The organism is Rhodopirellula sp. SH410 (genome assembly GCF_055811895.1).
On record NZ_CM147949.1, the window covers coordinates 6,189,206 to 6,212,376 of the forward strand.

15 protein-coding genes are annotated in these 23,171 nt (G+C 58.5%); 6 read left to right on the plus strand and 9 right to left on the minus strand.

Annotated features, from left to right (window positions below; genetic code table 11):
• Positions 1-3 precede the first annotated feature (3 nt).
• Positions 4-468, plus strand: a complete 465-nt coding sequence (locus SH410x_RS22790; protein ID WP_473671031.1) for a hypothetical protein — start codon at positions 4-6, stop codon at positions 466-468.
• 190 nt (positions 469-658) lie between these two features.
• Here the strand turns inward: SH410x_RS22790 and SH410x_RS22795 are convergent, their stop codons facing one another.
• Positions 659-1,513, minus strand: coding sequence for a leucine-rich repeat domain-containing protein (locus SH410x_RS22795; RefSeq protein ID WP_473671033.1), 855 nt, complete (start codon positions 1,511-1,513; stop codon positions 659-661).
• 347 nt (positions 1,514-1,860) lie between these two features.
• Positions 1,861-5,004 carry a tetratricopeptide repeat protein gene (locus SH410x_RS22800; RefSeq protein WP_473671035.1) on the minus strand — a complete coding sequence of 1,048 codons (3,144 nt, stop codon included), beginning with the start codon at positions 5,002-5,004 and terminating at the stop codon, positions 1,861-1,863.
• Between the two features lie 558 nt (positions 5,005-5,562).
• Between SH410x_RS22800 and SH410x_RS22805 the strand changes: the two genes are divergently transcribed.
• Both SH410x_RS22805 and SH410x_RS22810 read left to right on the plus strand, forming a co-directional pair.
• Entirely contained in the window at positions 5,563-7,296 is a 1,734-nt protein-coding gene (locus tag SH410x_RS22805) for a S41 family peptidase (protein ID WP_473671037.1), read from the plus strand.
• A 172-nt stretch (positions 7,297-7,468) separates the two neighbouring features.
• Positions 7,469-9,271, plus strand: coding sequence for a BBP7 family outer membrane beta-barrel protein (locus tag SH410x_RS22810; protein WP_473671039.1), 1,803 nt, complete (start codon positions 7,469-7,471; stop codon positions 9,269-9,271).
• Positions 9,272-9,387: 116 nt separating this feature from the next.
• Here the strand turns inward: SH410x_RS22810 and SH410x_RS22815 are convergent, their stop codons facing one another.
• Together SH410x_RS22815 and metK are read right to left on the minus strand one after the other, a co-directional pair.
• Entirely contained in the window at positions 9,388-10,269 is an 882-nt protein-coding gene (locus tag SH410x_RS22815) for a metallophosphoesterase family protein (RefSeq protein WP_473671041.1), read from the minus strand.
• Positions 10,270-10,742: 473 nt separating this feature from the next.
• Positions 10,743-11,927, minus strand: coding sequence for a methionine adenosyltransferase (metK, locus tag SH410x_RS22820; RefSeq protein WP_473671043.1), 1,185 nt, complete (start codon positions 11,925-11,927; stop codon positions 10,743-10,745).
• Between the two features lie 302 nt (positions 11,928-12,229).
• On the opposite strand from metK, the gene SH410x_RS22825 reads away from it, so the two are divergent.
• Positions 12,230-14,254, plus strand: a complete 2,025-nt coding sequence (locus tag SH410x_RS22825; RefSeq protein WP_473671045.1) for a glycoside hydrolase family 32 protein — start codon at positions 12,230-12,232, stop codon at positions 14,252-14,254.
• A gap of 186 nt (positions 14,255-14,440) precedes the next feature.
• On the opposite strand, the gene SH410x_RS22830 is transcribed toward SH410x_RS22825, so the two are convergent.
• The 3 genes from SH410x_RS22830 to SH410x_RS22840 all read right to left on the minus strand — a co-directional run bounded on the left by SH410x_RS22830 (position 14,441) and on the right by SH410x_RS22840 (position 17,811).
• Positions 14,441-15,901 carry a sulfatase gene (locus SH410x_RS22830; RefSeq protein WP_473677375.1) on the minus strand — a complete coding sequence of 487 codons (1,461 nt, stop codon included), beginning with the start codon at positions 15,899-15,901 and terminating at the stop codon, positions 14,441-14,443.
• Positions 15,902-16,160: 259 nt separating this feature from the next.
• Positions 16,161-17,468 (minus strand): hypothetical protein, encoded by a 1,308-nt coding sequence (locus SH410x_RS22835; RefSeq protein WP_473670264.1) that lies wholly within the window; start codon positions 17,466-17,468, stop codon positions 16,161-16,163.
• A complete protein-coding gene (locus SH410x_RS22840; protein WP_473670265.1) occupies positions 17,449-17,811 on the minus strand; it encodes a hypothetical protein in 363 nt (120 codons plus the stop codon). Before SH410x_RS22840 ends, SH410x_RS22835 begins: the two co-directional genes overlap by 20 nt.
• Positions 17,812-18,074: 263 nt before the next feature.
• Here SH410x_RS22840 and SH410x_RS22845 point away from each other — a divergent pair, with 263 nt between their 5' ends.
• Together SH410x_RS22845 and SH410x_RS22850 are read left to right on the plus strand one after the other, a co-directional pair.
• Positions 18,075-18,608 carry a hypothetical protein gene (locus SH410x_RS22845; RefSeq protein ID WP_473671047.1) on the plus strand — a complete coding sequence of 178 codons (534 nt, stop codon included), beginning with the start codon at positions 18,075-18,077 and terminating at the stop codon, positions 18,606-18,608.
• A 105-nt stretch (positions 18,609-18,713) separates the two neighbouring features.
• Positions 18,714-19,553, plus strand: coding sequence for an amidohydrolase family protein (locus tag SH410x_RS22850; protein ID WP_473671049.1), 840 nt, complete (start codon positions 18,714-18,716; stop codon positions 19,551-19,553).
• 625 nt (positions 19,554-20,178) lie between these two features.
• On the opposite strand, the gene lepA is transcribed toward SH410x_RS22850, so the two are convergent.
• Together lepA and SH410x_RS22860 are read right to left on the minus strand one after the other, a co-directional pair.
• A complete protein-coding gene (lepA, locus tag SH410x_RS22855) occupies positions 20,179-21,990 on the minus strand; it encodes a translation elongation factor 4 (RefSeq protein WP_473671051.1) in 1,812 nt (603 codons plus the stop codon).
• A 103-nt stretch (positions 21,991-22,093) separates the two neighbouring features.
• Positions 22,094-23,131, minus strand: coding sequence for an ROK family protein (locus SH410x_RS22860; protein WP_473671053.1), 1,038 nt, complete (start codon positions 23,129-23,131; stop codon positions 22,094-22,096).
• Positions 23,132-23,171: the final 40 nt, after the last annotated feature.

The window sequence follows — 23,171 nt, forward strand, 5'->3', positions numbered from 1 at the left end:
AGATTGCGTGAATCCGTGTTGCTTAGTTGCAGCAAGGAGTGGCGCAAGGATCGCAGCAGGCGCGAGCGGCTTTGCGGGCAGCGCACTTGGCGTGCAGACGTGCGAACAGACCGCAACGAGGTGCTGGCTCGCAGCATGGGTCAGGACAGCAAACGGGTTCTGGGCAGCAAACAGGTGCTGGTGGGCAGCAAACAGGCTCTGGAGCTGGGCAGCAAACGGGTGCTGGTGCTGGGCAGCAGACGGGTGCTGGTGCTGGGCAGCAGACGGGCTCTGGGCAGCAAACAGGCTCTGGGCAGCAAACAGGTGCTGGAGTTGGGCAGCAAACGGGTTGCGCGCAAGCCGACCGCTTTTTGTGGAAAAAGCCAGCTTCGGCTTGGGGTGCAACAACACTGCCAACAACGGCGAGCAGAGCAACTGCCAGGATCGTACGAATCATCGGATTCTCACCAAAATGGGGGGAAGGGGTAATGCTCGTCGCTCGACGAGGCAATTTGGGTAAAGTTTAAGACTTAAAGCTAATGCGTCAACTGGGTTAGATATTCCGATGTTGCCACATCCGCCACAATTGCCCATTCTATGGACCCAATTCTCACATCACCGAATTTTGTGTTTTTTTGTGGTTGCATCGCAGCCACACCACTCGGGCGGTCGCCCCTGTTCAGTGAGAGTGTGAGTGGGGATCGCGGTCATGATGGCCTTGGTCGACATGCACGTGCAACTGAGGATGGTGCTGAAATAACCAGTCCCATCCGGCCTCGGTGACGGCGCAATCGTCGAGGTATAACGACTCTAAACGCGGCAAGCTCGCCAGCGATTGCAATCCGGCATCGGTCACAGGCACGCCGATCAGATGCAATCCGCGCAGTGATTTCAGCTCCGCAATCGCTGCGCAACAGTCGTCGTCGAGCAGGGCCGAGCCGAGCCGAAGCTGTTGCAATTGGGTCAATTTCTGGAGCGATTCGATGCCCGCGCTGCTGAGCCGCGATTGCGGCAGGTTGAGCAGCCATAGTTTTTGGCACTCTGCCAAGGCGGCGATGCCTGTGTCAGTGATCGGTGAGTGCCGCAAACGCAATTGTTCCAAACCCGGAAGTTGGGCCAGGACAGCAGCCCCCGCATCGGTAACCACGCCTTGATCGGCGATCACCGTGTCGAGACTCGCCAGCGATTGCACGGGCAAATCGCTTAACATGCGATCGGAGATTTCGATCTCCGCAAACCGCAACCGCGTCGACTCCCCCGCGAGAACGTCGGCTACTTGATCCGTAAAGTCGTGGTCAATCGGTTCTGTTTCCGCCACAACCGTGTCAGGACCGCTCACCGTTTCGGCTCGACGCCCGCGAAACAGTCCGACGATGGCGAGACAGGCCACGAAAACGAAAACGCCAGCGATTAGGCGTTTCGAGCCCCAACGGCGTGGTTGGGGGCCCATCGAAAGAGCGTCAGCATGGGTTTCTGACGTGGCGGAATCAGTGTCGGGTGGTGATGGCACGGGATCGAATGGCAACGGGATCATGGACAGTAGATTGCCCAATAGCTTAACCACAGCGAAAGAATAAACCGAGTCGCTACGCGAGTCAGAACGTGGGCCTCACCGGTGACGGGCGATTGAGTGAACGAATCAATGCCCCGTCGATGGACGGTGCACCGGGACGCCCAACATCGAACGTCCCGGTGCAGCTAAGGATTTCGTTGGGAAACTGAACCACCGAGAAGATTGACCCAGTAATCTTCGCGGCAGGATAGGCGTTTCCGTCAGCAGAGCTGATCGAGAAGCAATTCCCGCAAATCAACGACTCAACAACGAAAACCAAATGGATGGTTTGGAATTCCAAGTGAGGTATCAATTGCAGCCTGGGGCTGTCAACGCGACTTTGAAAGTTTCTGTTCGAATCGTTTGACCTGCTCGTGCAAATGCCACTGACCGGGGTCGTCGATCACGCAGCCGCGTTCGATCTCGGCCGCCTCATCAAAATTGCCTAAGCGGGCCAGAATTTCGGCGAGTGTATCGCGATATATGGCACTGTCGGGCTCGAAACGCACGGCGTGGCGGGACAGGCGAAGAGCGTTTTCGAGTTCAACATCGTTGACTGCGGCGCCCCAGGCAACATTATTTGCGATGACCGCGTCGGTCGGAAAGGTTTTCAGGTGGGCGTCGGCGGCGGCGATCATGCGTTTCAATTCGGCGGCCGCGAGATCTCCCATGCCGAATTTACTGAGTTGGGGCAAAACCGATTCCGCGGTGGTGATGTCCATCGAATCGAGCTGCTGCAACCGGTGGAGCAGCTCGACGATAGTTTGGGGCGTCGCCGCCGAGGGGCTGGCGGGATCGGTGGCGAGAGCGAGTTCTAACCGCTCTCGGGCGAACAGCCGTGGAAAGACGAGGTAGAGCTGGGGTTGCAGATTGAGGTCGTTGAACGTCCTGAGGAAGGCGATCTCGACCCATTTGCTCGCATTGCGTCGGAGTTCCAACTCGTCCGCACTGAGTTCGCCGATGGATTCGCTATCCCATGCCGATTCGGTCGTCTCGATACTGGAGGCAGTCGCCTTCTCGACAAACCCTTGGTATTTTCGAGCGATATCGAACATCGACTGCGTTTCATCGAACGTCAACGCGGTCATCACGAGGACGGAACGGTAAATGTCATCGGCGATCTGCCATTGACCGATCTCTGCCAGGACATCCGCGATCTGTTGCCGCATATCAGTCGATGGCGTGCAGGCCATGGCCCGCAACTGCAGCAATAGTTCCGCTGCGGTCCGTTGGTCACCCGCATCTCTAGCGGCTCGCCACTGTTCCCCCACGGCTGCCACGGCGGTGATCACGTCATCGCGAAAGCGAGGATTGCCATTGCTCGCGGACATCGCCACCGCGTCCCAAATTTCTTCATCGAGGTCGCGACTGACCGCTGTTGGTCCACTGAGGCGATATTCTTTGGCGAGCGTTAGGGCCGCTTTGAGATCACCGCTGCTGGATCGCCGCTGTAGAAAAGGTTCGGCTAAGTCAGGGCGACCGTGTGCTGCAAACAAATCGCTCCACACTTCGACCGTTGGTTGAAAAAAGGCTTGCAACTTAGGGTCGTCCGCGACGCGACGGCGGAGCGAGCCGTCGCGCAGGCTCTGCCCCAGCTCGGAAACCAACCCCGCGTGCTGGCGACGGTCGACGTCATCGGCGCGCGCGATTTCACAGGCGATGCGGAACGCGTCGGTCGTCGTCGCTTCGGGGCGACGTAACTGCACAAAACGTTGCAGGATCGACAACACCTGATCGACGTCCCTGGCGTTTTCGATGACGGTCATCTTGCCGATCATGCTTCGGCTGATGACCGTCGATTCCGTCTCCCAATCCCGCAGCCCCAAACGGATCATCCAGTCCGAGTGGGTGGTCCACAGCAACGACAGCAATACAAAGTCGCGAACGAGGTAGGTCTGCGAGGCTTGCGATTGCTTGATACGTAGATCGGGCAGTGACAAACGGTCGGCAATCCGCCACGCGGCGTCATCTCGATTGACGCCATCGAGCAAACGAATCAAAGAGAAAAGATTTTCAATCTGGGGTGCGACCCCCGTCCACGCCGCGCCGCCGGCCTCCGCCATTGCCAGCGGATCGTCTGAATTCGTCGCCTCGAACAATTCACGCTGGGCCACGATCGCTTCATCGATCCAAGTCTCCAAATGCGTATCGATTTGATCCGCGGGGAAACCGAAGATCTCAAACGCGTCGGCGTTGCGAGACGCATTGGCGGCAATCATGGCCGCCCCCGCTGGATCGTCTTTCCCGATCACATCGAGACCGGCGTCGAGCTCGCCATGCATCAAGAGGGTTCGCCATGCCAAAGCGAGTGCATCGGCAGTCGTACTCGATGCGTGTTCGCCATCGCCAAGTGCCGCTGCATTGGCAGTCAATCCGGCAATCGCCTCGGCACGAAGCTCCTGATCGAAACTGCGTTCCGCGGCGATCAGGGCATCGGCCCATTGCCGGATCGCTGCCTCGCGATAGCGGGCAAGTTTAGCGATCACGGTCGGCGTCAAGGCTGAATCCGATTTTGTATCGTCGACGCCCTCTGCGGGATGAGTGATTTTTGCTGCGGACTGTTCCCATTCGCGTGCGGACTCGGCCGAGGCGGCAGCCATGGCTGCCCACCGTGAGGTCAACATCTGCACTGAGCGGAGGGACGATTGTTGCTGGCTCTCAACCAGCGTGTCAGAATCCGCAGCGTCGGGGTCACCCGGTTTGGCATCGACCGCATCATCGATGATCCGCGCCGACTCGATCGCCGCATCGGCATCGCCCGCAAGTAGGTCCAGCATGACCTGCGTCCGCTGTGCCAATTTCGGGTCCCAGGACTTGGCTGAGTCCGGCAGTCGCATCTCATCGCTTGGGATCGCTGCGGTGGCAAATAAGCTCGCCCAGTCAGCGTGACTCACCGCCATCCTCGGCGTGCTGCTGGCCACATCGAGAAACTCCAAAAATTGGTCCGTCCGATCTGATCTCACAGCCGCTCTCGCGTAGACGGGAAATCGTTGATCGAGGGTCATGGCCACACGCTTGGAGATCGTTTTCAAATCGAGCGTGCCGTAGGATTCCTGCATCGCGATCGTCGCGGCAGCAAATTGCCCCGCCTCGAGCAAACGCTCGATCGCGTCGACGGGAGAGAGTGTGGCGAGTTCGCGGGCGAGTTCGTCCGGTGTGTCCGACAGGATGCCTCTTTGCCATCGGCCGAGGACCCACTGCGCACGCTCCGCAGTATCAGAATCGTCGCTACGCGCCGCCATCAGAATCGCCTCGCGATTTCGCTCTCGATCTCGCCATAGCTCCAGCGTTGAACGACGGCGCAGCGAAAACTCGTCGCTGCCGAGTGGGCGTGACACGTCCAACTCCACCGCCCCGGCAGCCTGCATGTGTTCGGGCCCCCGAGCGGAGTCGGCTTCATCCGATGCGAGCGCACACACTGCGACCATCGCCATCGAGATGGACGAGAACAATGTTCTGGCGAAACGTTTCATAGTCAATGACAGACGTGGGATAGGGAACAACACAGCCCGATATCGCTCGGCGATCCGAGTCGGCCGCAGCGCAGCAATCGCAGTGGGCTCGGAGAGCCGAGCGAGATGCCATTCTAACATACGTACGCGGGAGGCTGCCCGTTCCACACGACTGCGGCCATGTTCGTGACTTGCCTGTGGGCGCGACACTGCCTATTAATTGCCCGACGCCAAAGAGAAGTCGCTGGCCTAAAAATGGGGCCGGCGGCGTGTTTCACGTCTGAATATCGTGAAACATTCCCGTGACGATTTCTCTTTCACGCGCAGCGGAAGCGCAAACCGCCTGAAAAAACGAGACCCGTGCGATGCTCGCACTTGCCTCCGTTTCCTCCCAATCGACTCGACCGCACCTGCTCAGGTGGGCTTGTTCGGGTTGGAGGGGATGCAGCAGATTTTTTCGGTGAGGTTTTTTGACCAGGCACCAATTGTGACCTAAGTTTGCTCAGCCGCGTCTTCTCGAGTGTCCATCACGCGGCGTTCCCCCCACTCTCCGCCCGGGCACTCCAATGGAATTTTCGCATGGAAATCTTGCCAACCGAATCGTGTCGCCAACCCCGTTGGTGTTGTCGCCCGAGTATCGTGCTGGGATCGTGGGTTCTGCTCAACGTGGTCACCCTTGCCGCGCCGCTGCCGGCGTTTGCACAGGAACATGCGGGGACTTCCGCAGTAACGGTTCCGAGCGGCGTCCCCGCCGTGACGGCCCAGCCTGACGCCGCGTCACTGGGCGACTCGTCCGCTCTGGACCGCTCACTCGAAGCCGGACTGGAACTGGAACGGGCCGAGCAGTGGGGCGATGCGATCGACCACTACGATGCCGCGACACGGGCCTTTCCCGACGATCGGATGCTGTATCAGCGGTTGCTGATCAGCCGCTTGCACTTTGACGTGATTCGGCGATATGACGATCGCACGTATTTGCAAAGCGTGCGTGAGATGTCGACGTCGCAGACCCTGGATTTATACAGCGAGATTCTCGCGAATCTGCAAACGCACTATGTCGATACGATCGAATGGTCCCGCGTTCTGCTGCACGGTACCGCAGCACTCGAAGTCGCGTTGACCGAGCCCGCGTTCGTCGAGCGGGTCGTCGATCCGGATCGCCGCGACCGTATCGAAGCGTTTCGCCAAGCAATCCATCATCGGATCGCCGAACGATCCACACAAAGCCGTTTTGATCTGCGGGCGACCGTCAATTTGGTCGCGACCATGGCCCACGAGGAACTCGGTATCTCGGGCACCGCCACGGCACTCGAATATGTCAGCGGGGCTGTCTCAACGCTCGATACGTTTACCCGTTTGCTCTCCCCGGGCCAGTTGGACGAAATGTTTTCGACCATCGAAGGCAATTTCGTTGGGCTGGGCGTGGAGCTCAAAGCGGGTGAGGATTCGTTGCTGATTCTGTCCGTGATCCCTGGCGGCCCGGCTGCGGAGGCTGGGATTGTCCCGGGCGACCGCATCATCGCCGTCGGCGGAAACCGTGCCGACGAGCAGGAACCCAACTACGTCGCCGATTTGCTACGGGGCCCCGAGGGCACGGCCGCGGCGTTGACCATTCTCGCCGCGGATCAAACCGAACGCCAACTCTCGGTGACCCGCCGACGCGTGGATGTGCCCTGTGTTGAGAACGTCCACATTGTCGATTCCGCCCGCCACATCGGCTACTTCCGGTTAACGAATTTTCAAAAATCCACTCCTCGCGAAGTCGAGCAAGCGTTGTGGACTCTGCATCGCTCAGGCATGCGGTCACTGATCATGGACCTCCGCGATAATCCCGGCGGTTTGTTGTCGGCGGCCGTGGACGTCGCGGATCGCTTTCTGAGCGACGGACGGATCGTCACGACACGGGGACGCAATGCTCGTGAGAATTTTGATTATGCCGCTCACCGCGCGAATACTTGGGACGTCCCGATGGTGGTCCTGATCGATCGCAACAGTGCCAGTGCTAGCGAGATTTTCTCGGGTGCGATTCGCGATAGCGAGCGGGGTGCCGTCGTCGGCGAGACGAGCTACGGAAAAGGTAGCGTGCAAGGCATTTTCCGGATGCAATCGGGCAAATTTGGACTCTGCCTGACGACGGCCAAGTTCTACTCGCCCAGCGGCAAGGCGATCAGCCGAAACGGGGTGGAGCCCACCATCGTTGTTCCACCCACCTATATCGCCGCCCGCCCGGACAAAAATGGTCATGTGACCACCGAACTCGACGATGCCGTCTTGCAAAAAGCGATCGAACACATCGGTGCAGGTGGAAACTGAACCGTTCAACCCTGCACAATCGGCAAAACCTGCCAAATTCGCTCAACCCTCCCAACCCGAACGCCCGATATCACTGTCGGGCGTTCGCTTTGCGCGGCCGCCTCGCTGGGTATGTCCTAGCGAAACGGACCTCGGTTGAATGAATGTTGCGATGAACCCAAAATCCCGTCAAATGAACGCTGGTCCCATAACCGGGGCTCTGCTCGCGATGGCACTGTCCAGCACGCTCGCGGCGCCCACTCCCGTGATGGCACAGGTGCGAACCAAGCTGCCCGATCGGGCCACGTATCAGCCTGCGGGCCCATCCATCCCTCCACCCCAGTCAGCGTTTGCGTCCAGCGAGCCTGATGCGGCCGGTGTCTCGGATGAATCGATCGCCAAATCGCTGCGGCAGCCTGCGTTACAAGACGCTCACGGCGAGCTCGAACCGGTCACACTCCGCCCGCTCCCCTCGATGGTGCCGCGGGGCAAAGCACGCGTGCTCGCACTCGCTGGTGATGCCGGCGACCAGAACCCCGGACTTAACACCTCCCACGAAGCGGCATCGATACAGCAGAGTTCCTACGTGCAGCCCGAGCGAATCAGCGGGACGCCACGCCAGGTACAGCCGCCCTCACAACGCCCGTTGATCGATCCCGGACAGCAACAAAACATGGGGCGAACTGCGGTCCGCCCACGCCAAACGTTGATCCAGTACGGTACCCCCGAAGAAACTTGGATCGAGGACGGTGTCATCGGCTCGGGGGGCCCCCGATGGACCAACAATGGCCGCATGGGCGAGATGTGGTCAGGCGACTACGCCTGTGACGGGTGTGGCGGTGGCGGATGCAGCAGTTGCGATGGCTGGTCCGACGACTGCAACAGCTGCGATGGTGTCGGTTGCGATGGCTGTGGTCAGAACTGCGATTTCAGCAACGCGTCCTTTTCGCTGGATCCCAGTCGATGGTTTGGTTCTGTCGAACTGCTGCTACTGTTTCGCGAAGGCGATTCGATTCCCCCACTCGTCACAACGAGCCCATCAGGGACGGCGGCGGACACGGCGGGGCAACTTCCCGGTGCCACCATCCTCGCCGGTGGCGAGCAAGCATTTAAAGATCTCACTGCGGGCGGGCGATTGACCCTCGGCACGTGGCTGGACGACCAACGTAACCGCAGCCTCGTGTTTCGGGGCTGGACCGCGGCCGAGGCAGACCTTTCGTTCTCTGCTCGTGAGGGCATTAACGCCGGCCCCATCCTGGCGATTCCGACCACCAATGCCGGTGCGGCAGACTCGGTGCTGATCGCATTCCCAGACTCCTCTGAGAACTTCGGTCGATTCGGTAGCGTGAACCTCAGCGCGAACAGCAAAGTGTACGGCGGCGACATCTCGGTGCGGCAATTCTTGACCGGCGGCTTGGGCACGACCTTCGACGTGCTGTACGGTTATCAGTACATGCGTCTGGACGAAGACTTGCAGCTGTCAACGAGCAGCACGAAGACGCAAGATTCGTTCCCCGACCAAATCGGCAACAATCTGACCACGTTGGACCAGTTCGAAACCACCAACAATTTCCATGGTGGCCAGTTTGGATTCGCAGGGGCATACCGCGAAGGATGCTGGAGCTTCGACTGGTTGGGCAAGGTCGGCTTTGGACAAGTCAAGCGTCAAGCCGAGCGGCATGGACAATCCGTGATCACCACCGACACGCCTCCGCCAGCGATCAACGACACCGGTTTGCTGGTCAGTGCCGGCAACACCGGCTCGTACTCATCGAGCACGTTCGGATGGGCACCTGAGTTCGATGTTTCAGTCGGCTGGCACAAATACCCACGTTTCGACGTGACATTCGGCTACAACATCATCGCCATGACCGATGCCGTGCGATTGTCCGGGATCATGGACCCCACAAACACACTCGACACGCCCCAATCAAGCGTGAACTACGGCACCTTCATGATGCAAGGCATGCACTTCGGCATCCGCCACGTGTGGTAGGATGGGACCATTGTCCCGTCCGACACAAACGCGATCCGACACCAACACGATCTGATACCAACGCGACCCGGCATCGATCTTGCCCACTCCGGACAATGGCCCCCCAGCGACGTCCATCACCACGCCGGCGGCACGCGGAATCCGTCGTCACGGAGGTCAATGATCGATTCAATATCGAGCGTTCCGTATCGTGAGTAGCCCGTGTGCACGATCAGGTTGGGCAACATGATGGCATCACCCTCGTGATGAGTGTGGCCGCACAAGACAGAATGAAATCGGTCCGGGTTCGCTTGGGCGGCCCGCCGTAATGCGGCGCCGACGTGACCACAGACAAAAAACGGTGCCCAGTTGTCGTCCGTGATGTGGCCGTCGTACCAGCACGCCTCGCGAAAGGGCGGGACGTGGGTCGCGATCAGCACGTGTTTCACCGACGCGGGCAATGACGCCAGTTTCTGTGTCAGTCGCTCACTGCTGCGGCGTCCCTCACGCTGCAATATCGCCCGCGAACTCTCCGGTGCCTGATCGCGAAAATCATCGATCAGTTCAAAATCTCTCAACCGAACGGTGGTCTCGAGATAGTCACCTTCGCTGGCATCCCCCCATCCGTCGTCGCCGATCAAGACGGCGTCATCGGTGAGGAACACGGGGCCGCAATCGGTGAGGTAGTGCAGATGCTCGTGATCGCGTGCGAGTTGCGTGATCACGCGGCGAGTCTCGGCAATCGACTTGCCATAGAAGTCATGGTTGCCCAGCACGAAGTAGATGGGGCGATCGAATGCTTCCGCTAAACACTCGAGCTGGTAAGCGACATCGTCGCCTTCGGAAATGTCTCCCGTGACGATCAAGGCCTCGGGCCCAAACGCAATCACTTCGTCAGCCCAACGGCGCCACGTCTCCAGCGTCACGTGATCAAAATGCGGATCCGTGATCCATGCCAGACGCCTCGATCGTTCAAATTCGACACCGTCGGTCTCAGCAGGATTGATTCGACGAAGCAAAAGCGAGGGTTCAAAAAAGAGAGCGTGCGGGATTCAGAAATCAGAGTTTCGACAACCAGAGTTCAGGATCTCATGAGGGACCCTGAACCCTTCGTTCCACTGAATTCTGTCTAACGGCGTGTTGATTTCATGAGCCGAGTCGCGTGAGCGGCCGGGTGGGTCGCATTACCCGATGCCTGACGGCATTCGGCTCATGATTCCCGGTCGAAATTCGACTCGATCAACTGCCTACGAACAGCGTGTTGATTTCATGAGCCGAGTCGCGTGAGCGGCCGGGTAGGTCGCGTTACCCGATGCCTGACGGCATTTGGCTCATGATTCCCGGTCGAAATTCGACTCAATCAACTGCCTACGAACGGCGTGTTGATTTCATGAGCCGAGTCCCGTAAGCGGCCGGGTGGGTCGCGTTACCCGATGCCTGACGGCATTCGGCTCATGATTCTCGGTCGAACCTCGACTCGATCAACTGCCTACTAAGCCATCGCAACGAGGCCAGCGGCTTCGGCGAGTGCTTCGGCCTTGTCGGTCTTTTCCCATGTGAACGCGTCGCCATCGCGACCGAAGTGGCCGCCCGAAGTGGTGGCGGTGAACACGGGTCGGCGGAGCTTTAGGTGCTCGATGATCTGACCGGGCTTCAATTGGAAGTGCTTACGGACGAGTTCGCACAATGTCGCATCGGCAATCTTGCCCGTGCCTTCGGTGTCGACGTGCACGCTGACCGGATCGGTAACGCCGATCGCATAGGCCAGTTGAACTTCGCAGCGTTCTGCCAATCCGGAGGCAACGATATTTTTGGCAATGTAGCGAGCCATGTACGCGGCACTGCGGTCAACCTTGGTGGAATCCTTGCCACTGAAGGCACCGCCACCGTGACGTCCCCATCCGCCATAGGTATCGACAATGATCTTGCGACCGGTCAGACCACAATCGCCATGCGGGCCACCGATCTCGAACTTGCCCGTCGGGTTGATGTGATACTTGATGTCACCCTTGTCGAGTTCGGCAGGGATCGAAGGTTTGATCACGTTCTCGATGATGAACTTACGGATCTCTTCGTTACTGACACCTGGTGCGTGTTGAGCGCTGACCACGACCGTATCAATCCGAATCGGTGTGTTGCCTTCGTATTCGACCGTCACTTGACTCTTGTTGTCCGGACGCAGCCACGACACTTCTTTGTTGAAGCGAGCTTCGGTGATGCGATTGATGATGCGGTGCGAGAGCGCGATCGGCAGCGGCATCAACTCGGGGGTGTCCCCGCAGGCGTAGCCGAACATCAAGCCTTGATCGCCGGCACCAATCTCTTTGCCGCTCTCGTTGGAGTTGACTCCTTGAGCGATATCGGGGCTTTGAGCATCCAAGCGAACCTGCACTTCGCAGTTTGCTCCGTCGATGCCGGTATCCGCGTTGTCGTAACCCACTGCGAGAATGGTATCGCGAACGATTTTTTCGTAGTCCACGTCGGCTTTGCTGGTGATTTCACCGGCAACGACGGCCAAGTTCGTGTTCACGAGCGTTTCGCAGGCGACACGGCTATACGGATCTTGCGCGAGCAACGCGTCCAAGATACTGTCGGAAATGCGGTCAGCCAGTTTATCGGGATGCCCCATGCTGACCGATTCGCTGGTGAAAAGATAACGACCTGACTGATTACTCACTACTGAAAACTCCGCGGATTCGGTCCCATGCGGTATCATGCGTCGCACAATTCTCAACCGCTGGCGACCAGATGGGTCTGGAAAGGGGCCTCGCCAACGGCCGCGTTCCCAAGCAGATTGAGAAAAATCGTCGCGTCGCCAGACCCCCAGGCAGCCACTACCATAATCTTCCGCAACCATCCTGAAAACCATCGAATTTGGCTGTTCGCATGATTATTGCGCCGGCGTAGGCTACGCTAGATGCGGGAAATATACCGAATATCAACGTGCCCTTTTTACGATCTTTGTACGAGAATCCCCCCATGAATCCAGTCTTTATCACACGGCTCTTCTGCGCCGCAGCCCTCCCGGTGCTGATCGCAACCAGCACACTGGCGGCTGACGATCTACTATTTCCCAACTCCGACTTTGAGACGGGCACACTGCAAAACTGGACCGCCCAGGGCGACGCTTTCACGAATCAGCCGACTCGGGGGGACAACCCGAGTGCTCGCAACCGTGAACCGAGCCTACATCAAGGTCAGCATTGGATCGGCACCTTCGAGCGATTTGACGGGAAATCGGGGGTGGCAGGCGAGGTTCGCGGTGATGGCCCGACGGGAACACTGACGTCGCAGGAGTTCACGATCACCCGGCCCTACATCACATTCAAAATCGGTGCCGGGAATTTGCCCGGCGAAACGGGCGTGAATTTGATCGTCGCTGACGAGGTGATTGAACTCGCCACCGGCGTCGACTCGGAATCGATGATCACGATCAGCAAGGACGTCTCCAAGTTCCTCGGCAAACCCGCCAAACTGGTCGTCTTCGACCATGCCACGGGAGGCTGGGGACACATCAATGTCGACGACTTCACCGCGACCGATCAGCCGGTGATCGATGAGCGGAGCAAGTTCACCCTCACGCCGGGCATCTCACCGCAAGCCTATCCAGAGACCGGCTACGATCAACTCCGGCGTCCGCAGTTCCATTTCAGTTCGCGGCGTAATTGGCTCAACGATCCCAATGGCATGGTTTACGACGGCGAAAAATACCACCTTTTCTTTCAGCACAACCCACACGGCACCGCCTGGGGCAATATGACGTGGGGCCATGCCACCGCGCCAGACATGCTGCACTGGACACAACACGACCACTCCCTATTGCCCTATTCAATCGACACCCATGCGGGAACGATCTTTTCAGGTACCGTCGTGACGGACGACCACAACTCGTTGGGAAAACAGGTCGGCGAGATCAAAACCCTCGTGGCGTTCTTCACCTTCGCAACCAAACCGAAGTTCTACCAAGCGATGGCGTACAGTACCGATCTTGGCGAAACTTGGACGTACTGGAACGAGGGCCGCGCCGTCGTGCCCAACCAAGGTCTCGATAGCGGCGAGCGAGATCCCAAAGTATTCTGGCACGCGGCGAGTAAGCAGTGGGTGATGGCACTCTGGGTGCAACGTGATCCAGGCCGCATTCGCTTTTTCACATCCGACAACCTCACCGACTGGAAATTCGCCTCCGACCTCATGCGGGACTGGGCATTTGAGTGCATGGACGTGTTGTTTTTGCCCGTTGACGGTGATGAAAACAACACCAAATGCGTTATCTACGACGCCAGCTTCGACTATGAAATTGGCAGCTTTGATGGAGAGAAATTCACCACCGAAGCGGGACCGTTCCAGGCCGGTGGAGGAAATTTCTATGCGGCCCAAACATTTTACAATCAACCGCAAGGTCGCGCGATTCAAATCGGCTGGATGCGGGGCGGCCCCAATGCCGCTGAACTCTACGATGTTCCCTTCAACCAACAGATGTCGTTCCCGTGCGAGCTATCCCTCCACGATACCGAACAGGGTTTGCGTCTGTTCTCCCAACCCATCGAGGAAATCCAAACGCTCGTCCAAGAAACGCACGCCAAGACCGATGTTGAGTTGACCGCAGGGGAAAACTTAATTGCTGACCTCGAGCCGCTCGACCTCGTCGACATGACAATCGAATTCGATCCGGGAACAGCAGAGTCCATCGTCTTCGACCTACCGGGCGTCCAGGTGATTTACGATTCGAATCAAGGAAGCACCACGTACACCGGGGTAAACAATGATGGCAGTAGCCAAGTCCACACGCTGCTAACGGATCTGCAACCACGTGATGGCCGGGTGCGACTGCGATTCCTCGTCGATCGAATTTCGCTGGAAGCCTATGCGTTCGGTGGCGATGATTTCCGCGCCGTGTACACATCACCAAACACGGCGCCGAAAACGAATTCGATTCACGCATTGGGAGGCACCGCTCACATCCACGAGTTGACCATCCATCGGCTCGAATCGATTTGGAAGTAAGCGTCCCCCTGTGTCTTGCGTTTTCCGCGGTTGACACGGTTGCCTTAGTAACCCGACGCGTTGGCGAAGGGTTCGTTTCCAAGCAACGTTCGTCGTAAAACGGAAGAGTTCTACGCGAGACAGCAACAGCCCCCACGATTGCGAGAGTCGTTTCGACCGACCTGTTTCGAACCTGCCACAGGTGGCTCACAGGCGAGCTGGATGGAAGGGCGTGGTCGGCACTTTTCCGGATGCGTGTTTTCCCAGCATCTCGCGAAGCCGATCCATGACGCGTCGCGAATTTGCGTCAGGCTCCTGGGCGAGGTTGTCGAACTCGCCCGGGTCTGCGTGATGGTCGTATAACTCGGCGCCATGCTTGCCTTCGCCCCACTGTGTGAAACGATATCGATCGGTGCGAATGCTGCATCCCATCACGGGTTCAGCGAGCCGATCATCAGCCGGGCGTAACACTTGGGTCACCGCATACCCGTCCCAACGACGGTCAGGATTGTTCAGCAGTGGTCGCAGGCTTCGGCCGGCGAGATTGTCCGGTGAGGCGATGCCCGCCAGATCGGTCAGTGTGGGATAGATATCGACGAACTCGACGATGCGTCGACAGGGGCCGCTGACTGGAGATGCGTCCGTCGCCCCGTTGGCCACTCGAATAATCAATGGTGCTCGCGCGCCCTGTTCGAACAGAGTCCGCTTCTGCCAGACTCCATGGTGCTCGCCCAAATGATATCCGTGGTCGCTCCAAAACACGACGATCGTGTTGTCGGCGATCCCCAAATCCTCCAACGAATCCAACAACCGTCCCACCTGGGCGTCAATGAACGAAACGCACGCATAGTAGGCTTGCGTCGCCCGGAGCAACGTCGGCTCGTCCAAGCCGTAGTCGGGAACCGGGCAGTTGTGTGCGAATGCTGCGGTGGGAATGTCGTCACGATCTCCCTGGGGCGCGTAGGGCAACCGCAGCTCATTGACGGGGTACATGTCGAAGTACTTCTGCGGCGCAACGTATGGTGTGTGAGGGCGAAAAAATCCCACGCCTAAAAAGAACGGTTCGTCTCTCTTCTCACGCATGATTTGAATCGCTTCGGTCGCGATCATGCCATCGGTTTGCTCTTCATCCGTTCCCTCCGCAGCCAACCAACTCAACGCTCCACTGATCGCACGGTGTGGTTCCGCATTGAAGATCAACGCCTCGTCGTCTTTGTCACGCCCTTTCGGATTAACCATGCGATTCCACGACGGAGGATCGTCAAACCCATCGGTGCCAATCGCAGCCGGCACGTTATAATGGTAGATTTTGCCCACGCGAGCGGCGAAATAACCCGCCCGCTGAAATGCCTGCGGCAGCGTTACCACATCGGGGACCGCATCGCGAAAATGACGGTCCAAATCGTAGACCTGGATTGTATCAGGACGAAGCCCCGTCATGATCGAAGCACGGGTGGGATTGCACAGCGGCAGCTGATTGTACGCCCGCTGAAACGACACGCCGCTGGCCGCGAGGCGATCGATGTTCGGCGTCTTGGCGAGGACATCCCCGTAGCATCCCAGCGTGCACGCCAGATCGTCGACGGCGATGAACAGCACATTGGGCTGGGAAGTCGGATCCGTCGGGGAACCTGCCCACAGCATCGGTGATGAAACACAGAGAGCCATCCAAGCGATGCCCAGACCCCAAAAATGATTTCTTGCTTTCACCACCGAGTTCATCCCCTATGCTCCATCGCTGAATTAATTTCGTTGCTGGATCATATCTCGCCGGCTGGGTCCGACGCAAATCGCCAGTGCCCCCACGGGGTCCCCGAGCCTCTGCAGACGGCAGACGGCAGACGGCAGACGGCAGACGGCAGACGACAGACGGCAGACGACAGACGACAGACGACAGACGACAGACGAGGGTGCATGACAGGGTTTGTTAGGTAACTTTGGTTTTGGTCTTGCGATGGCGGAAGCCGTCGTTTCGCTGGCCTCGACGATGCCAGAAGGCGTCTCGGTCGTGCGTTTCGCTCAGGTCGTCCGCTTTGAGCTGCAGTAGTGGCTCAAGCGAATCGTCTCGCCAAAACTTTTCCGTCCCTTTGATCCGCTCGTTGATTTGCTTCTGAGCCGATTCCACGGGCGAGGTGGTCACTGGAAGTCCCGCACGCCGATAACGAGCATACTGCATCCGCGACGCGTTGTTGCTCAGGTAGGTGATGGCCCGACGCAGGTCTTCGGGAACATCTTCGTGACCGGCAGCTTGCTGTTGCATCGCCGTGATGACTCGATCGACATCACCGCTCCACGTCCACTCGAGCCACTGGATATACAACTGCCAGCCATCTTCGATCCGCCCGCAGGATGCGATCGCACCGCCGTAGACGTAAGCCAAGGCGTGCATGATGTCGACGATCGGCGTGTAGTGCGAGAAGTGACTCGACCACAGCGACCAGTTCACTTTCAAGCCGTCGCCCATGAAGGCTTTGATTTTGGCTTTGTTAAAACCACGCCGATACGCCTCGGCCGCCAACGCCAACCCGAGATGATCATATCCCAGTCGGGTCGCAACGATCGTTTGTACCAACGGATCACCGCCGCTCCAACGCTTGTGATCCTTGCGTGACGACTTGCTGTTTTGGCTGGCTGGTTCTGCCGAAGCTGATTGCTTTGATGACGGCTGGCTGTCACGCGATGGCTCACTCTCAGGTTCGCCTGAATCACTTGATGAACCGCTGCTGCGATGGATTTCATTCACTTTGGGAATAATCCACAGCGGATCTTTCAAACATTCTGGGACCTCGGGGTGAGGGTCCACGTCCGATGGCCTGGACTGATACGTTTGCAGCACGCCGGCCTGAGTCTCTCGCCACCAACGGTGCTTTTTGTCGCTCGGTTTGTCCTGCCCCCAAAGCGAATCGCGAATCTGAGCACGACCGCCGTCACCCTGTATCACTGCGGCACGTCCGCTCCAATCATTTGCTGGTGCATCGTGGCTTTGGCCGTGCTGTTGCTCGGGGATGCTCGCGGCGGTGTAGCGATCAATGCTTTGTTGCTGTTCGCCGAGTCGTTCGTTGCCGATGCGAATGGCGATCCGCTGACATTGCTTGGAAGAGATGGTCAGTTCAGCGAGGTCTCGCAGGTTGCGACTGGCCACCGCATAGGAACGGTCTCTCGCTGCGGCGATGGTAACTTTCTGTAGGACTGCGGGCGTTTGCTCGATGTCGATGTCACACTGCAATGTTCTCATCTGAGGGAAAAAAATCGAGGCGGCAAGCCTCGCAATGAGATACGTCGGTTTTGAATTTCACTTGGCCTCGTCTACTTTGCAGCGAGCGATGCTGAGCCTTTTTCGGTGTCATTTCCATACCGCATTTGGGACAGGCGGTCACCGGATCGGCCTCTCGAGACTGCTTGGCGAGCAGTTCGCTCATGACGATTTGCGTGACCCGGTCGACTTCCTCGATGGTCCGTTGCTCGATCGTCATCAAGTTGGCGTTGGCGAGATCGGGAATCCCGCCACCATCGATGAGCCGCTGCATGACGAGGTCAGCGATTTGTTGGGCGGTGGGTGTGGCTGATGCCGATTCCATGGCGATTCCCTCGAAAAGTGTTCTCTAAAGCTCCCAGCCTTCCCGGCTGCACGCCGCAAAGTGTAATTCATATCCAAATTCAAGCCGACCCCAATCCCAGCCGCAAACCCTGTCATGCACCCACAGACGAGCCGAAAATAAATTAGACTTGACGTGGGCGTCGTGGGCGACTAATTCTGGTTTTCAGGTATTTTGATTCGCATCGGTTTCTCGGGTGTTTTCAACCGGCCCGCGAATCGCCCTTCATCCTTGAAGGAACAAACGTGATGTCTGAACACGCTCAACCCAAGCGATCGACACTCGATCGCTTTCTTAGCGGACTGTCGGAGTACATCTTCCAAACCAAACTCGGCGTCGCCGATGTGCAGTTGGTCGAGTACATCAGCGAATTGATGCTGCGATTCACGCGCGTCGATGCCATCCAGCGTGTCCGCCGTGATGATGGACGGCCGGCCACCGAAATTTTCCAGCTCATGTGCGAAGCCGAACGGCGAATGGGTACCGCTCGGCGTGATGTCCATCGACATATCGGCGATGTCACGCTGTTTCGCTCAGGCATGTATCCCGAGAGTGTTCGGGGCAACGCCAAGGGCTCTCCCGATCAACTGCTCGACTACTTCCATCAGGGCAAACGATCCTACAAGATAGCAGCGACGATCGAGGCCGACGTCGACCGACCGCCCTGCGATCTACTCGATCGTCTGAGCGATCAATTCGAGTTGTGTGCCTACGGACTGCGAGAGATTCGCCGGGCGTGGGAAGAATCCGATCCATCGGATGACCTGATTCTCAGCTAAGTCGATCGAGTCTCCCCGAGCCTCGATCGATCGTCTCGGGCCGACTCGACTCATTTCTCAGCGTCTCGGAGAGACGCTGCTACTTTCACGCGAGAATTCTGACGCATGCTGATCGATTCACACCATCATTTATGGGCCTACGATCCGGACGAGTACCCCTGGATCGACGATGAGAAGGCCGTGTTGAAACAGGACTTCCTGGCACCGCAACTGCGCCAAATCTCCGGTGAAGATAATGTCGACGGCTTCGTCAGCATCCAAGCACGCCAGAGTTTGGATGAAACACACGCACTGCTTCGCATCGCGGCAGCCGAACCGCTCATCGCGGGCATCGTTGGCTGGGCTCCCTTTGCCCAACCTGAGGTCGCCGCCGTCATCGACCAATTCGCCGAACATCCGAAACTCAAAGGATTTCGGCATGTGGTTCAAGACGAGCCGAACGACCGCTTTTTAGATGGTGCCGATTTCAATACTGGCATTCGGACACTTGCGGGCCGCAACTTGGTGTTCGACCTGCTCGTCTATCCGAAACAGTTGGCTGCGGCGATCGACTTCGCCGACCGGCATCCAGACATCCCCATGGTACTCGATCACATCGCCAAACCAGCGATCGTTGAAGGCACCTTCGACGAGGCATGGCGTCGTGACTTCTGCGAACTGGCCCGGCGTGAAAACGTCTCCTGCAAATTCTCAGGTCTGCCTACCGAAGTTCGCGATGCGTCATGGTCAATCGATACCATGCGTCCGTACTGGGATGTTGCGCTCTCGGCATTTGGCATGGATCGCCTGATGTTCGGCAGCGACTGGCCGGTGTGCTTACTCGCGACTCCATACCGGCGGTGGCTCGATACCGCTCGGCAACTCGCCGCCCCACTGAGCGAAAATGAACAAGCCCAATTCTTCGCGGGCAATGCAACACGCATCTACAGGCTCGGCCGGCCCTAGTCGCCTCTGCCCCCGTGAATGCAGCGAACCGCCAAGCTTGCCAGCGGTAGGCGAACTCGACAGCCGATCGCACCTGCACCGCACATAAAAACCGGGGCGCATTAAAAAACCACTTGCTGAGACCAAGGTAACCATCTCAGCAAGTGGCAATAGCTCGCGCTAGGCTCATTTATTGAGCGAGGCTCAAAAAGTGAGAGTGATCGCGAGTGGGGTGGCCGACCCAAGCGTCAGCCCGCCGACTTTCGTCAAGGGTTTCCACCCCGTTGGCTAGTACAGCAATAATCCACTTGATCACCTCCTTTGTAAACATGGTTGGACGCGCCCTCGCCCAGGTGCCAACCAGAGCGGACGAGACTCGCGTACGGAAGTTTTGTCGTGACGCGTATCACGACCCGGTGACGGTATTATCGTCATTGGTAGAGACGATGGCAAGCGAGATCAGGTTCGCGGAGGGTCTCGGAATTCTATCGAAAACTTTCATCGCACCACTCCGCTCGGCCCGGCGACCGGGTCGACCAACGACTCGGACCGCCCGGAGGTCACCCTCACCCATCCGCCGCAGAGCGTGTTGGCTCGACTCGCCGCGGGGCGATCTGGCCACCATCAACAGCCACTCGTCGCCGCTCTAGTCATCACCACTACTGAGCACGGACATGAATGCCTTCTGACTGATCTCGACGTTGCCGATCGCCTTCATGCGTTTCTTGCCCTCTTTTTGCTTTTGCAGTAGCTTCCGTTTGCGGGACACGTCACCACCATAGCACTTAGCCGTCACGTTCTTGCGCATCGCGGGGATGTTTTCCCTCGCGATCACGCGGCTGCCGATCGCCGCCTGCACGGCGACTTCGAACATGTGTCGCTCAATTTCCGATTTGAGTTTTTTAGCGACCGCACGTCCGCGCCGGTCCGCGTCGGCCCGGTGACAGACCACCGAGAGAGCATCGACGCGGCTACCGTTGACTAAGATATCCAAGCGACACAGATCGGCGGCTTCATAACCGACCATTTCATAATCGAGTGTTCCGTATCCGCGTGTGCAACTTTTGATCTTGTCGTGCAGGTCGTAGATCACTTCGGCCAACGGAATGTTGTACGTCAACAACGCCCGGCCGGCGCCAAGGTATTCCTGGTTGCGTTGAATACCACGACGTTCTTGGCAGAGTTTAATGACGGCCCCGATATAGTCCTCCGGCACGATCACATTGCACTTCACGATGGGTTGGCGAAACTCCTCGATCGCACCAGGATCCGGGACGTCTTGCGGCTTATGAATCATCAGCGTCTCGCCCTTCTTGGTGACAATTTCATAGGTCACGTTGGGGGCCGTTTGGACGAGGTCAATGTCCGACTCATGCTCGAGCCGCTGTTGGATAATTTCCATGTGCAGCAGTCCGAGAAAACCGCAGCGGAACCCGAACCCGAGCGCGTCGCTGGTCTCCGGTTCAAATTCGAAACTCGGGTCGTTCACCGCCAACCGTTCGAGGGCATCACGCAAGTCGGAGAACTCTTGACCGTCACTCGGGAACAAACCGCAGTACACCATGCGCCGCGGTCGATCGTATCCCGGCAACACCTCAGCGGGATGTTTGCCCGCGACGGTGACCGTGTCGCCGATGTGGACGTCGCCAAGGCTTTTGATGTTGCAGATCAGATAACCGACTTGGCCGGCGGCAAGTTCGTCTCGGGCGACGCGCCCCGGTGCGAACTGGCCGAGTTCGACAACCTCGTGCTCTGTTTCGGCGCGCAAGAAACGGATTTTCTGTCCCGTCCGAACCGTTCCTTGCATGACGCGAATGTAGGTGATCGCGCCTCGAAAATCGTCATAATTGGAATCAAACACCATCGCCTGCAACGTGCCGTCGGGATCACCGGCGGGCGGTGGGATGCGGTCGATGATCGCATCGAGCAGCCCGGCAACTCCCAGCCCCGTTTTCGCGCTGACACGCACGCAGTCCTCGGGATCGGTACCAAGCGAATTCATCATCTCGTCAGCGACTTCGTCAGGGCGGGCGTGAACGAGGTCGATCTTGTTGATCACGGGAACAATCAACAAGTCATGCTCCATCGCCGCAAAGGCATTGGCCATCGTTTGCGCCTCGACGCCCTGGAACGCATCGACCAATAGCAATGCCCCCTCGCAACAGGCCAGCGACCGCGAGACCTCGTACTGAAAGTCAACGTGACCGGGAGTATCGATCAAGTTCAGTTGGTAGGTGATCCCACCGCGGCGAAAGGGCATCGCCACGGCGCGCGCCTTGATCGTAATCCCCCGCTGACGCTCCAACGCCAGATCATCGAGCAATTGCGATTTCATCTCTCGCGTGCTCACCGTCCCGGTCTCTTCGAGCAGTCGATCAGCGAGCGTACTCTTGCCATGATCAATGTGGGCAATGATGCAAAAGTTACGGATGTATTTCGTTTCGACTTTGGGAAGCAAGGCGGTGCAGCGGGGAGAGAGGAAGCAGGGGGTGGGCGGCCCAGAGAATGTGGGCGGTCCAGAAAAAGGGGGCGGGCAGCGGGCGTGAGCCTGACGCCAGCACTCAGTCGCTGGTGGCTTGCTTTTTGGCGTAGCCGGCGGCGCCTAGGTAACCAGCATCGCTGCCGAGGGTGGCGAAGCTGATTTTGGTTCCAGCGTAAACGTTGGGAAACGTTCGCTCACGAAATTCCGAGCGAATCCGCTCGATAAAACGCTTGCCGATGGAGCAGTCGGCACCGCCAAAATTCATCGCGCCGCCGAGCACAACGTTGCCGGGATCGACGGTATGAACCAGCGTCGTGATCGCGATGCCCAGCCAACGTGCGGTTTCATCGATCACCGACAGTGCGAGGGCGTCACCCGCCAGGGCCGCCTCGTGAACGTGCTTGCTCGTCAGCCCCTCTGCGCCATCGTCGGCGCCGAGACAACGATGCAGTTGGCTGTCGGGAGCTTCTTTCAGTCGTCTCTGTGCGTTGGCGGCGACACCGGTTGCCGATGCGTAGGCCTCGATCTGCCCGCGACCACCGCCCCAGCCACAAAGCTGAGCGTCGGGGGCCGAGTCGACGAGAATGTGCCCGCACTCGCTGCCGAAGCTGTTGACACCATTGATGAGTTCGTTCTCAACGATGATCCCTCCGCCCACACCCGTCCCGAGTGTCAGCAACACCATCGAAGTTTGCTGCGATCCGCGGCCGAGCCAAAATTCGCCATACGCCGCCGCATTGGCATCGTTGAGAAACGACACCCCGCGTCCGGTGGCATCGCTAAGCGCCTTCACAATCGGAAAGTCGTTCCAGGACGGTAACTGCGGAGGGGCAACGAGCAGCCCGCGAGGCAGGTCCATGGGTCCGGGTGCCCCCATGCCAATCCGTTTGACCTGGCCCGTCGTGCCCGTTCGCTGCTCGGTTTCGTGGATTAGCTTAGCCACACGATTCACAGCGGCCTGGGGGCCCGCGGACTCCTCGGTGGGTACCTGTTCGAACGACACCGTGTGTCCCTCATGATCGACGAGACCGCACTTGATGCTGGTGCCGCCAATGTCGATCCCCCAGTAGTACGGAGGGGTGTGGCTGTGGGTGGATGTGGTTAACGAGGCAGGCACGGCAAAGGTTTCGTTGGTGGAAAAACGTGAGGGCAGCAAC